This is a genomic window from Ruminiclostridium josui JCM 17888, assembly GCF_000526495.1.
GTDB lineage: Bacteria > Bacillota > Clostridia > Acetivibrionales > DSM-1351 > Ruminiclostridium > Ruminiclostridium josui.
Genome location: NZ_JAGE01000001.1, coordinates 1,102,954 through 1,116,134 on the forward strand (window position 1 = coordinate 1,102,954; position 13,181 = coordinate 1,116,134).

General features: G+C 34.4%; 13 protein-coding genes. 1 reads left to right on the forward strand and 12 read right to left on the reverse strand.

Annotation, left to right across the window (positions count from 1 at the left end; all coding sequences use genetic code 11):
• Nucleotides 1–226: 226 nt before the first annotated feature.
• On the forward strand, nt 227–1,237 hold the full coding sequence (locus tag K412_RS0105090) for a hypothetical protein (RefSeq protein ID WP_024832112.1): 1,011 nt from the start codon (nt 227–229) through the stop codon (nt 1,235–1,237).
• A gap of 148 nt (nt 1,238–1,385) precedes the next feature.
• On the opposite strand, the gene K412_RS0105095 is transcribed toward K412_RS0105090, so the two are convergent.
• The 12 genes from K412_RS0105095 to K412_RS0105150 form a co-directional block, all read right to left on the reverse strand.
• Complete coding sequence (locus tag K412_RS0105095; RefSeq protein ID WP_024832113.1) at nt 1,386–2,612, reverse strand: IS256 family transposase; 1,227 nt, start codon at nt 2,610–2,612, stop codon at nt 1,386–1,388.
• A 526-nt stretch (nt 2,613–3,138) separates the two neighbouring features.
• Nucleotides 3,139–3,999, reverse strand: a complete 861-nt coding sequence (locus K412_RS20480; RefSeq protein WP_034847181.1) for a recombinase family protein — start codon at nt 3,997–3,999, stop codon at nt 3,139–3,141.
• Nucleotides 4,000–4,262: 263 nt separating this feature from the next.
• Entirely contained in the window at nt 4,263–5,411 is a 1,149-nt protein-coding gene (locus K412_RS0105105; RefSeq protein WP_024832114.1) for an MFS transporter, read from the reverse strand.
• Between the two features lie 35 nt (nt 5,412–5,446).
• Nucleotides 5,447–6,508 carry a hypothetical protein gene (locus K412_RS0105110; RefSeq protein WP_024832115.1) on the reverse strand — a complete coding sequence of 354 codons (1,062 nt, stop codon included), beginning with the start codon at nt 6,506–6,508 and terminating at the stop codon, nt 5,447–5,449.
• Between the two features lie 10 nt (nt 6,509–6,518).
• Nucleotides 6,519–7,511, reverse strand: coding sequence for a metallopeptidase TldD-related protein (locus tag K412_RS0105115; protein WP_024832116.1), 993 nt, complete (start codon nt 7,509–7,511; stop codon nt 6,519–6,521).
• Nucleotides 7,436–7,720: a hypothetical protein gene (locus K412_RS22470; protein ID WP_024832117.1), complete on the reverse strand. Its 285-nt coding sequence runs from the start codon at nt 7,718–7,720 to the stop codon at nt 7,436–7,438. The genes K412_RS0105115 and K412_RS22470 overlap by 76 nt, the downstream gene beginning before the upstream one ends.
• Nucleotides 7,683–8,972: a hypothetical protein gene (locus K412_RS0105125; protein WP_024832118.1), complete on the reverse strand. Its 1,290-nt coding sequence runs from the start codon at nt 8,970–8,972 to the stop codon at nt 7,683–7,685. Before K412_RS0105125 ends, K412_RS22470 begins: the two co-directional genes overlap by 38 nt.
• A 3-nt stretch (nt 8,973–8,975) precedes the next feature.
• The gene (locus K412_RS0105130; RefSeq protein WP_024832119.1) at nt 8,976–10,397 is read right to left on the reverse strand and encodes a radical SAM/SPASM domain-containing protein; all 1,422 of its coding nucleotides are present in this window, start codon (nt 10,395–10,397) and stop codon (nt 8,976–8,978) included.
• Nucleotides 10,398–10,405: 8 nt separating this feature from the next.
• Nucleotides 10,406–11,140 (reverse strand): SDR family NAD(P)-dependent oxidoreductase, encoded by a 735-nt coding sequence (locus K412_RS0105135; RefSeq protein WP_157833816.1) that lies wholly within the window; start codon nt 11,138–11,140, stop codon nt 10,406–10,408.
• Entirely contained in the window at nt 11,137–11,892 is a 756-nt protein-coding gene (locus K412_RS0105140; protein WP_024832121.1) for an SDR family NAD(P)-dependent oxidoreductase, read from the reverse strand. The genes K412_RS0105135 and K412_RS0105140 overlap by 4 nt, the downstream gene beginning before the upstream one ends.
• An 88-nt stretch (nt 11,893–11,980) precedes the next feature.
• The gene (locus tag K412_RS22890) at nt 11,981–12,115 is read right to left on the reverse strand and encodes a hypothetical protein (protein WP_278244534.1); all 135 of its coding nucleotides are present in this window, start codon (nt 12,113–12,115) and stop codon (nt 11,981–11,983) included.
• 209 nt (nt 12,116–12,324) lie between these two features.
• On the reverse strand, nt 12,325–13,176 hold the full coding sequence (locus K412_RS0105150; protein WP_024832122.1) for a recombinase family protein: 852 nt from the start codon (nt 13,174–13,176) through the stop codon (nt 12,325–12,327).
• Between the last annotated feature and the right edge of the window lie 5 nt (nt 13,177–13,181).

Consider the following 13,181-nt stretch of genomic DNA (forward strand, 5'->3'; position numbering starts at 1 on the left):
TTACAATAATGGTATATATATTGACTTTTGTATGTTGCTGGTAATAAACTGAATTTGTTCTAAATGTAATTTTCTGGTATTATTTGTTTAATTTTTTATTTTCACTATAGCTATAATTTTTTAATAGCTTGACTATGAGTACTCAATCACCTTGCAAGGGTCTGCTAGGAAAAGATTATATAAATCGTAATTTTTATTATACTAAAAAAATTATTGTGGAGGTCTTATGAAAACTGCAAAAAAATTAAGTATAGTTTCAATTGTTCTCTGTTTAAGTATGATGTTTTGTACTCCAGCATTCGCTATAACCGGAACAACTTTTACATCCAGTGGTAATAATTTCATATATGCTGATAATCCCGAATCCTTCAATCTTAGTCCTGACTCTTTGGTATGGCTTTATGGTGCAAGTTTAAGTACTTCCTATAAGGACGTTGAAATCTATAACCGTTATTGGAATGCATATCTTGGAACAGGTTTATGTAGAACTGGTGTAGCATTATGGAACCAAAGTAGTAGTACAGCAACAATAACATATAAAGGCAATAGTATTGCTATAGACGATGGTTCTACGATAGGAGCTATAAATAATTGTCCATCTGTTTTAAAGAATTTTCTTGATTCATCTTATAGTACGATAACACTTCAACCAGGGGAGAAAAGAATTGTCTGGTCTAAAGACTGGCAATTCAAATCGGATTCATGTAAGTTTGTATATGGAAGAGCTCAATTCAAATCCAGCCTTTCATCAGGCGTATGGATGAGGATTTTTGCAGCTGGCCAATCCAAGACAGCTGATCAAATTTTTGATGTAGCAACACCAGCTGCTGTAAGTGGATCATTTTTTTGCGGTGAATTAAGTTATACTCAGAAAAATACGACACTTAGTGCAACTTCTGGTAATACAACAACTTTTTGTGAATGGGCTCCACATGGAATAACCTATAATACTAATGAATATGCCGGGGTTATATCCTACAAAGACGGTGGTTTAGCTGTAAATGCTGGTAATTTTGGTGTTATATATAATATCTCAGTTACCAACGCTGCGGGAAAAAATATTAAAATCACTCCACGCTGGGATGGTATCAGGCCCGGAGCAAGCATTGTATACAGTATTAATAATGGTCCATGGACAGTTGGCACAACTATTTATAACGGTGCTTGTTGGTTAAAAAGTATAGGAACTAGCTCAACAGCAAATTTTAGATTTTTATTGCCCGGTGGGAGTGTGTGAAATAATCTCTGTAAATAGCTTTCTATGATAATTTTATTAGAGTTGTGAAGGCCAGATGCTGGCTTTCATAACTTGTCTACAATATAATAGTAAATTAATGGCATGTCAATAGCACCCTTCCAAAAGGGTGTTTTTGATTGTCCTGATTTTATTGCTGAAGCCTGCCCTCATACATGATGGACAACTCACCGTAGACTTTACCCCAGTTACGGAGAGTCATAGTCCACTTCTTGGTTGCCTCAAAGGTTGCTAGATATAGGGCCTTTAAGAGGGCTGTGTCACTTGGAAATACGCTTCTTTGACGATTCAGACGACGATATGTGCTGTTCAGGCTTTCTATAGCATTGGTTGTGTAGATTACCTTGCGAACATCCGTAGAAAACTTGAAAATCGGGCTTAGGATATCCCAGTTCGTAGACCAACTCTTCATGGCGTTAGGATAACGGTCCTGCCACTTGTCCGTAATTTGCATCATACGCTCATATCCGGTCTCCTCTGTAGGGGCATGGTAGATTGTCTTCAGGTCATTAGCAAACTCCTTCTTATCTTTGTCTGCAACATATTTTAGTGTGTTTCTTACCTGATGGACTATGCAGCGTTGATACTCTGTTTCCGGAAAAGCTACAGCAATGGATTCCTTGATGCCACTCAGGCCATCTGCACAAAGTATAAGAATATCCTTGACTCCACGGTTCTTCAGTTCATTTAGGACACTAAGCCAATATTTACTGCTTTCATTTTGGCCTATCTGAATGCTTAACACTTCCTTTTGGCCTTCTTCATTGATTCCAAGAATGATGTATGCAGCCAGCTTCTTGATGACATTGTTGTCCCTAACAGAAAAGTGCACAGCATCTATGAATACAATTGGGTAAACGCTGGATAGTGGACGTTGTTGCCATTCCTCAATTTCTGGAAGCAGTTTGTTTGTGATATCGGATACCATGCCTTCACTAACTTCAAATCCGTAGATTTCTTCGATCTGGTCAGAGATCTGGCGAGTTGTCAAACCTCTTGCATACATAGCAATGATCTTTTGGTCAATGCTTGAGATATCCTTTTGACGCTTCTTCACGATTTGTGGCTCAAAGGAACATTCTCGATCTTGTGGAACGTCAATTTCCATCTTACCATATGTACTTTGTATTGATTTGGATTTTTTTCCGTTCCTGTAATTGGTGTTATTGGAACGTTCGTATGGCTCATAGCCTAAATGCTGATCCATCTCGGCTTCCAACATGCTCTGAATGGTACCCCCTAACAAGTCTTTAAGTGCTTCCTGGATGTCTTCTGCAGTCTTGATGTCATACTCTTGAAGTAGGGATGCAATAATGTTCTTTTTTCCTTCGCTCATCGAATTCTTTCTTCTTGCCATAAAAAATAGCCTCCTATGATAATATGATTTTATCATAGAAAGCTGATTTTACAGACTTTTCTTCACAGGCTCCCCGGTGGAAATGGTGGTAATTTTGATATTTCATTCGAATAATTAATAATTACTTTAAAGACTTTAGAAAGTTACATATCGTACGGTTTTATTTCCACTATTGGGGTAAAACCGTACAATGAAAGTCAAGACCACCCGTAAAATGTGAAGGTGTTTAATTGTTTTGCATGACTCATTTCTCTATTGAGAAACTAACTCATGCTGAACAGGCTAAAGCCCATAATTTTAAAAAAAGTACCAATCTCGTTAATAAGTGATTAGCACTTTATAAAAATTAACTCCCGAATGATCCTGTGAGCTAATTTTAGGGTCTACCCCTCCCAGGGGTGATTAAAGAGAGGCGTACGTTTGACATAGAGAGACACCACATTGGCAGTACCGAATAAACTAAATTTAATATTTTCCAGAGGAATATCGAGCTAATTGCCGATTAGTATAATATTATTCTTGGTTTTTATCGAATTCCACACTCAACCTCCGATCCATCAAGCAAACTAACAATCAATCTGGAATCCTCATAAACTGTTATCTTCTCCACCATCTTAAAATACAACTCAGCGTCAAACTGTTGTAATGGCTCAACATCTTTAAAAATGTCAATAAATCTCTTTGCAGTAACTCTTTTAAGAATATCCTGACTGTTAATCTGTTCATTCCACTTGCTCATAAAGTGCTCCCTGTTTTCCAGTACTGTATTGAAAGCACTCACAAATGCCATGTAAAGGACCTCGTCATTAATATGCCTATTGTCACAGCCTTTTTTCCCTTTAGTAGCATACTTATTATTACACTGCCACACTATCCTTCTGAGTCTTTCATTTGTTGAGTTCCATACCTTCCTTCCATAGACTCCGCCACAGCAGCCACATATTACTCTTCCGGCGAAAGGGTTTTCTGTTGTAGCATAGTCGCCTCTCTTCAAGCCATATTTTTCGGCAAAGGCTCGCCTTCTCTCCTTCTCAAGCTGCACTGCTTCCCACGTTTCCTTCTCAATTATCGCAGGATGACTTTCTTCCACATAGTACTGTGGAACTTCTCCGTTGTTTACGACTCTTTTCTTTGACAGAAAGTCAACTGTATAGGTCTTCTGAAGCAAAGCGTCTCCTTTATATTTCTCATTACTCAGCATTTTCCTGATACTGCTTTCATACCACTTCGCCAATCCATTCCAGTTTGGGACGCCTTCCTTCTCAAGCTCTTTGACTATCCTGTTTGGTCCTTTTCCATTTAGGTAATCAGTATATATCCTTCTGACGATTTTGGCTTGTTTCTCATTTATAATAAGGTTGCCGCTTTCATCCTTGTCATAGCCCACGAATTTTTTATGGTTTACTGTTACTTTACCCTGCTCAAAGCGTCTTCTGATGCCCCATGTGCTGTTAGAACTGATCGCGCGGCTTTCTTCCTGCCTTGAGGCTGTAAGATGATAGAAATACGCGAAATGCTTTCCTTTTTGAAGAGAACGACCCCCAGGGGCCGAAATTCTGATAGTTTTATTATACCGTAAAATTTTTTATATTTTCTGTAACTAATATATCTGTTCAAAGCTATTAGTCTTTGTAAATAAACTATAAACTTTTATCCATTAATCTCTAATTTATACTTATCGCTACTTTTAAAATAAATGTATAAAAGAAGTATTGAAGTAATTATTGTAATAAGAATGATCGCATTATTATAACCAAACATATTGATGATTCTCGATAATGAAACCATTAAAATGACATTGATTATGTTATAAACTAAACTCATTAATGACATATTATATGCTTTATTATCATTTGAATTAGTCAACACATAATTATTTATAAACGGTCTAACTTTGGAGTTAATTAAAGAAACTATAAAGATAAATAAAATTACAGCAACTTTATTCTCAATTATTGTTATTAAGTATATTAAAGGCATTAAAAACATCAGAACTTTATTAAATTTAAACTTCAATTTGTTTAGTATAAGTGTTGATATATTACCAGCACAATACAATATTCCTATCATATAAGGATCAATCTTTAAATTATTATAAAAAATTTGTGAAATTACATAGCTACCTGACATAATACCAATCAATGTACCACATATGATTACATCTTTGTCAATATAAATGCTGGACTTCAATTCGAGCTTTATTTTTTGGCTATCAACCACTTCTTTTTTGTCATTGACTTCATCATTCTTACTAAAAACAAATAACACATAAAAAACTGCAGCTATTAAGTATGTTGCAGCTGTAAGTAAAAAGGTTAATGTACCACTTGCATCCAGCTTCAACACAACACCTGATAAAATATAGCTTGTTAGCATGCTTATAATTGAAAGCCTATAAATTTTATCCTGATATATAGCACTATTCTTTTCTCCATACTTTTCAAAATAACCATATAAACTGCTATGGTCGGAACCGCTAATACAAGAGCCAAATATTCCGAGAAGAACCTGTGAAAGAATTATCATTACCAAATTGAAGGATACTGCAAACATCACATATGACAATATGGTTCCAACAAGTCCTATTATAACAAGTCTGTCATGCCCTATTTTATCGCCCAAAAAGCCTGTAGGTACTTCAAATAGAAAAATCGTAAAATAATAAAAAGCCTCTATAAGCAACATATCACTGGCTGTTATCTTTCTCTCATTATATATCATCAGTAGTACTGGCAAAAACAAGAGAAATGAGGAAAAGAAATTATATACATAAAAATGTTTAATTGTTTTTAAATTCATAATACTTCCACATCCTTAATATGTAATTATTAGTTTTAATAAAACCCATTGGCTACAAGCCATAATTCATCATTGTAATATATAAACTCAAAACTGTTTGTAAAAATGCTTTGTATATTATAAGTCAATGGTATTCTGTAAATGGAAGCAGGTACAGAGTTTATAAATTGCACAGCATGAAATACAAAGGAGCAATTCCCGGTTTTCGTGTCAAATGTATGGTTTCCTTCAGAATAATATATTAAAGCAGTATTATTAAAGTTTAGTTCATTATATTTAGTATTCTCGGCAACCAATTCTCTCCTTTGATATCCCACATTTTTAAATAACGTTTCACAATGGGCCTTACTCCGACTGTCTAAAGTATACTTAATATTACCATTTTTATTAGTGGAGCTATCATCGCTCATGACATCGTCTATGAATTTAAATTGAAACTCTTTATAGCGAAGTTTTAGGCTTCTATATATATTAAATCTATTATCTTTGTGATTTATAGATGCCCACTGATCGAAAATACTCAATATTAATGACGTCATATAAGGATTAAAGGTTAATATTGTATTTGGCTTTAACTTAGCAATATTGTGGAACTTAATGGTCTTTGACCCTATTTTATCAACCCAGCACCAACGTCTGGAAATTGCTCTTTTTATATCCTCTTCCACAGGCATAAAAGCTGTGATAAATAAATCCTGACAGATAATGTAACTATCATTGTTTTTTATATAATTTCTAAACGACAATGTTGACCATTCATCGTATATATATCTAATGGCTGTTTCAGAAGATTCTGTAAGACAAACTTGGTCATGGATAATTTTTGACTGGATAATATTTGTATTAAAATAGTCAAAACAAATTTTCTCAATATCAATTATAAAGCTATTGCCACCATTTTCATTCACCTTTATCTGCTTAAAGAAACTTGCATGTTTTATAAAAAGCTGCTCATTTACATCAATCTTTTTTCTTTCGAAATTACTCCCAAATTGAAATACTTCATTATCTTTCACCATATTTAATTGTTGACTTGCATTTATTTGACAAATTTTATTCTTTTCACATATAACCTTTGTATCAGTATTTTCAAACATATCAGCACCCTCACAAATATAAATCTATGTCCTTTAATAATAGTGAAGGAGCTCCAATGCCGACAGGTATCTTCTGTCCCATTTTTCCGCAAATCACACCATTAAGCTCAAAGTCACTACCAATTCCATGAATAGATTGCAAAATTTTATTAGCATTGGCATAGAGAATAAAATTGTTAAGACAGCTTACCTTTTTATGCCCTCTTATTTTATATGCTTCATATACAGGTATTATTATTTCTCCTGTTATCGGATCACAATAACACTTCCCGGCATTTTCAATATAAATACCATTGTCACTTTCCCATAATAATTCTTGAACTGATTTACTTCCAGATAAAATTAAAGTATTAGATACCCTACTTAATAAGTTATGTTTATAATCCTGCCTTATTAATCTATTAATGCGTTCACCGCTTTTTATCTGTTCTGATAATTCTCCATTTTCAACAATACTTAACTTATGTTGTTCCCGTCCGCTGTCATCAACCCTTAAAGAGCCCCATCCTCTCGAAACTTGCGGATCATCTACTATCGTTAACTCCTGATTATATTGCTCCTTAGAAAGTTGATTAACAATATTCTCGTTATAGTAACGATTATCCTCTTCAAAAATATGTCCAAAAACCTCATGCGCCAGTTGCCCGGCTACATAAGGCGACAGTACGACATTATAGCTTCCGCTTTCGAAGTTCTCTCTGTACAGATGCCGTTCCAAATCACTGAATTTATTGAGAATAATATCTTCCGGAACATCTTCCCACCATTTTTCTCCTAAAGGTGTATCTAATTGAGAGTATCCCTTATCGTAAACCGTTACAAATATATTATCGTTACTTTTAAAACCTATTTCAAAAAAAACCCTTCCGTGATACCTGCCAGAGTTAACTATATCCCCCGTTGGAAGTTTTGTAGTAATATTACGGTTTAGTGTCGTGATGTTAATCTGTAAAAAAATATACTTTTGGATAATCGCTTTACCTTGTTTGATAAATCTGTACAATACTCTTTTAACAGCCTGTTGTCTTTATGTGAGAATTCAAGCTTTTCATCATATTCATGAGAAATTGAATAAGTATTAATGCCACCAACAGCACTATATTTTGAAGAACCAACACTATTTCTCTCCATTTGCTTTATGTATCGGCCATTTACAAAAATTACTTTTTCTTCTCTACTTTTTTCCTTGAATATATGTTCCTGAAGCTCCATATAAATCATCCTTGTTTTTTATTAATAACCCCAGACAATTATACAATAATTGTATTCCCAGCTTGGGGTTTATCCACTTAATATCAATAACATTTAATGCAACTGATAAAAAATTCATCATTTGCTCCAACAGGGACTGTGCTTTAAGCTTTACTTTACTATCTGGATTTCTCGTTAGCATTCCCACGAATTGAGCTTTATAGAATATCTGCCTGACAATCTGGCAGAAATCGTGTTTTCTTATATTTCTTTCTGCTTCTAAAATCCTGCTCATATACCTGTCAGAGGCCTGAAATGATTTCAGCCAATAATATCCGCTATTATCCCTATATATCTTTCTTTGTTCTTCTAAATTAAAATCTTCATTTATGAATTTATTATCTAAATAATCAATAAGTCTGCTACTGGCATCCAAGATAGCGTTTATATCCGTCAGATACTCTTTTATGCCAATTTCTGTTTTATTGTATAGAAATAAAGAATAGCCAAAAGGAATTTCCGGCACTAAATATGGGACTTTTAAGGTATCATCAAAATAAGTCTGACTACATTCAAGTGGCTTAAACTCGTTATGAAATTGCCCCAAATTCAAACTGCTGAATTTACCAAATACACCATTTGCATATGACTGTACGCCAATCCCTTGTGGTAGTATCTCAATAGGTATTCCCTTAGAAAGATACAAGTACTGCATTTCTTTATGCATTTTCTCATCGCCAATATTTGTATAATAGTATCCCCCATATATTGAAGGTGTTTGGTGACAGGATAGTATAATTGGGGTATTAGTTTTCTTCAACTCTTCATCTAATTTACGTATAACAATATTTTGTATCATTTCCTTATTACTTGGATATGAAAACTCCAACTGTTCAAAAACAGGATTCAAGTAACTATAACTAAAATATTCCTTATAGTTAAACTCATGATTAAACCAGTGCCTATTCTTCTGTGCAATTTCCACATCCAGAACAGGGATAATAAATAAACTCATATTAATGTTATCCAGAAAAGCATTGTTACTATTTAAAATCTGTTTTAGTAAATGAATACAAAACCATATGCCAATTGGTTCGTTACCATGTGAACAACCTATTATGGTAAGGTAATCCGGAGCTGATTTATTATCCCACTTGTAACCATATACCTCATGTTCAGTATCACTGTCAGTTATGTTTACTATCTTTAAATTCTTTTCTTTACAGTTTTCTATTTCATTATGTACCTTTGATATTTCATCCCATATATTCATAAGTTACACCAAATATTTCAATGCATCCCTGTTACTATCCAAGTACCAGATTAGATTTTCAAAGTATTTTTTATAAAATTGGCACTTTTCAGACTTTGTTTCAAAACTGCCAAAATTCTGATAATTTTTATTTGCACACCCTGATTGGCAATGGCGTTTCCATGCACATACACTGCAATCTTCTATGTTATCGGGATTTCTTTCCGACAATTCCTTAACTACTTTTGAATTATTCAATACATCCATAATCGAATGTGTTCTAATATTACCAATCTTAAATTCAGCAATTTCGTTCATTTCTTCACATGGATAAATATCGCCATTAATACTTACATCCACCATGTTTATTCCGGCCCCGCAGGGACAACGCAAGCACATAAAGCTCCTTTTAAAGGTATGTAATGCTTCTAACTCTTTAGATAGAACCAACATTTTAATGTGGTCATTTCTATCTTCAATTTTCCTATTGTGGTCAGCTATCCAAGCTATCAGTTCAAGATACTTATCTGCCAGGTACTCAGGTTCAACTACATCATCATCAATCTCTTTTCCCATTCCCTGTACCCAAAATGGCATAAGTCTCACTCTCTTTAAATTTATACTGCTGAAAAACTCGAATATTTCCCTCAAATAATCGACATTCTTTTTTGTAACAACTGAAACCACCTCGGGGCGTATTCCATTCTTTACAAGTGTCTGTGTGTTGTTAACTATTTTATCAAATGAGCCCCTACCTTCCTTATCTACTCTATAGTTATCATTCATATCCTTTAATCCATCAAGACTGATTCTTATCAATATTTTATACTTTTTAAGCATGTCCAAGATTTCGTCATTGAGAAATGTCATGTTGGATTGCATAGCAAAAGTAACGGACTTATTATATTTGTTTTTTAAATTATTTGCATACTCACAAGCCAATGCAATCTTTCTATATTGCATTAACGGTTCTCCTCCATGGAACTCAATTGTTAAGCTATTAGTCGGTAATTCCATAAATCTGTCAATGCTCTTCTGCATTACATCCAGACTCATTGTACTTTTCTCACTTTTATCCGTGTGGGCATAGCAATACTTACACGATAAATTACATATATTACTAACATGTAATATACATAACTGTGGTGAAGGATTAGCTTTTAATACCATGGAATTTACATCTATACTATTAAATCTGTTACGACCATCTATCTTTAGCAGGCCCTTTTCGAAATATTCCTTTATTCTTGAAATAAGAATCTCTCTTGGAATATTGGCTTTTTCAAATACTGCATTAAAAGTTTTTTTGTTTCTAAAAGTCTCTAATATGTTTACAGTGTCTTCGTTGCACGTAATCCATGTACCGAATTCCGACGATACCACCAGAAATCTGTCAAGTCTTTTCGTTATGTAAACATTGTTTAATTCAACTACACTATTATTCAAAATTAAAACTACTCCTTTCCGTCATATGATGATAATCCCCCATCAATAATCAGCTCTGTATACTTAATATTACGTGTCATAGGCAAACATAAAGTTATAATTGCCGGTACCAATTCCTTATATGGAATGCCTAAACGTATCAAAGGAATTCTAGTGGCAAGAAACCTTTTTCCTGCATCTCTTGAGAAGTATTCAACGTGCTTTTTATGCTGAAAATAACCGGGACAAACACAAGCATAGGAAATAGAATCATCTGTTAGTGCTAATTGTTTTGTTAACTCCAGAACACCTCTTTTTGTACTTGCATATCCTGCCAGTGTGGGGATTGCAGCTTTAGAAAAAGTTGAGCTTATATTTATTACTTTTTTAAGACCGTTATTTTTATACTTTTTTATTTTATTTATCATCATATTCTGACTATACAGATTAAGCTTGAACATTTTTGAAAAGTCCTCAAGTTCAAGGTTTTCACATTTCTCATTCATCCCGAATCCGATATTGTTTATTAATATATCTATTTTCCCAAACTTTTTAATAATTGTATTTATAGAATCATCCACCAACTTATCATCAAAAATATCCCCTTTAAAAGTCAAGCAGTTTTCCGGATATTTTACTTCGTATTCCATTGATATACATGCAATTTTTGCACCACAAGAAAAAAGACCATGTGCAATACTAAGCCCTAAACCTGTTCCCCCACCTGTTATTAAGACAACAGTTTCATCCAGTCTCAAATTCACCAATTACCAACGCCCCCGTCCACAATAACATTGGCTCCAGTCATGTAGCTTCCTGCATCACTGATAGCGAGCCTGATTATAGGGATTATTTCATCCTCCTGCAGGAGTCTCTGCATAGGTATTTTACTCTTAATAAAATTGGAACCACTTTCGTTTTCAAAGAATTCATAATTTAATCCTGTTTTACAAAAACCCGGTGATATACAATTTGCTCTTATGTTAAAAGGTGCTACTTCTATTGAAAGACATCTTGTAAAATGTATCAGTGCCGCTTTTGAAGAAGAGTAGGCTGCTACGCCGGGAGCGGCACGCGTTCCCAAGGTACTTGCTATATTCAATATAGTTCCCGCCCTGCGTTTCTTCATTGACGGAAGAAATTGCTTAATAAGTAGAAATGGTGCAAACAGATTTACTTGATATACTTTATAAAAATCCTCATTACTTATATTATCTACCTGTGTCTTATAGTCAATCCCTGCGTTATTAATCAAGATGTCACAATACTCATTTTTATTCAAATAATTTTTACAAAAACCATCTATATCATTTTCATTTTGCAAATTACACCTATATGTATCAACCCCAGGATATTCATCCTTTAGATTATGAAGACCCTCTTCATTTGATGCCACGACTGTAACCTCTGCCCCGTCTGCAATTAAATCCTGAACAATTGCTTTTCCTATTCCTCGAGTTCCTCCTGTAATAATGACCTTCCTATTCTTAATACTAAATAAATTTGCAAAATTCATATTGCACCTCATATGTATTCTTGTTTTTTTCATAAATTAGGATAAAATCTGCACTTGATAACAAGTGCAGATTTTACCATACCTATCTTTATTCTGCCCAATCTGAAGTTGCTGCCCAGTTTGCTGTTGCTGCCCAGTCTGCTGTTGCTGCCCAGTCCGCTGCTTCAGTTTCTTCTGCAGCTAGCTCAAATTCTGCGATGTGTTGCTTTTCCTGTTCGCTCATAGTATACCTCCTTAAAAATTTAAATTATTGTATCTGTCCATGTACTAATATACGTATATTTTCACGACTTATATATTTTACCATTTACTGTTTTAGTTTCTAATAATTATTGTAAAAATTTACATTTTTTTAATATTATAATAAAATATGGTTGATTTATTCTTACTGTGTACGGTTTTGTTAAATTTTATCGAATATCCCCATTGAATTTATACTCCTATCTGGTTTCCATCAAGCAAACCAACCATTAACCTGGAATCCTCATAAACTGTTATCTTCTCCACCAGCTTAAAATACAACTCAATATCAAACTGTTCCAATGGCTCAGCATCTTTAAAAATGTCAACTAATCTTTTGGCGGTGACTCTTTTAAGAATATCGCCCCTGTTAACCTGTTCCCCCCATTTGTCCATAAAGTATTCACTGTTTTCCAGTACTGCATTAAAAGCACTGACAAATGCAATATAAAGAACCTCGTCATTAATATGCCTGTTATCACAGCCCCTTCTTCCTTTAGTTGCATACTTATTATTACACTGCCACACTATCCTTCTTAGTCTTTCATTTGTTGAGTTCCATACCTTTCTGCCATAAACGCTTCCACAGCAGCCGCATATTATTCTTCCACCGAAAGGATTATCGGTTGTAGCATAGTCACCCCTCTTCAAGCCATATTTTTCGGCAAAGGCTCGCCTTCTCTCCTTCTCAAGCTGCACTGCTTCCCACGTTTCCTTCTCAATTATCGCAGGATGGCTTTCTTCCACATAGTACTGTGGAACTTCTCCGTTGTTTACGACTCTTTTCTTTGACAGAAAGTCAACTGTATAGGTCTTCTGTAGCAAAGCATCCCCTTTGTACTTCTCATTTGACAGCATCTTTCGTATGCTGCTTTCGTACCACTTTGCCAAGCCGTTCCAGTTGGGTACGCCTTCCCTCTCAAGCTCTTTGACTATCCTGTTTGGTCCTTTTCCATTTAGGTAATCAGTATATATCCTTCTGACGATTTTGGCTTGTTTCTCATTTATAACGAGGTTTCCGTTTTCATCCTTGTCATAGCCCACGAATT

What these genes read in the sequence shown, in the direction of transcription:
- K412_RS0105125 (WP_024832118.1), bottom strand. Translation starts at nt 8,972, where the DNA reads ATGAATATATGGGATGAAATATCAAAGGTACATAATGAAATAGAAAAC.
- K412_RS0105090 (WP_024832112.1), top strand. Translation starts at nt 227, where the DNA reads ATGAAAACTGCAAAAAAATTAAGTATAGTTTCAATTGTTCTCTGTTTA.
- K412_RS0105095 (WP_024832113.1), bottom strand. Translation starts at nt 2,612, where the DNA reads ATGGCAAGAAGAAAGAATTCGATGAGCGAAGGAAAAAAGAACATTATT.
- K412_RS0105110 (WP_024832115.1), bottom strand. Translation starts at nt 6,508, where the DNA reads ATGTTTGAAAATACTGATACAAAGGTTATATGTGAAAAGAATAAAATT.
- K412_RS22470 (WP_024832117.1), bottom strand. Translation starts at nt 7,720, where the DNA reads ATGGAGCTTCAGGAACATATATTCAAGGAAAAAAGTAGAGAAGAAAAA.
- K412_RS0105140 (WP_024832121.1), bottom strand. Translation starts at nt 11,892, where the DNA reads ATGAATTTTGCAAATTTATTTAGTATTAAGAATAGGAAGGTCATTATT.
- K412_RS0105105 (WP_024832114.1), bottom strand. Translation starts at nt 5,411, where the DNA reads ATGAATTTAAAAACAATTAAACATTTTTATGTATATAATTTCTTTTCC.
- K412_RS22890 (WP_278244534.1), bottom strand. Translation starts at nt 12,115, where the DNA reads ATGAGCGAACAGGAAAAGCAACACATCGCAGAATTTGAGCTAGCTGCA.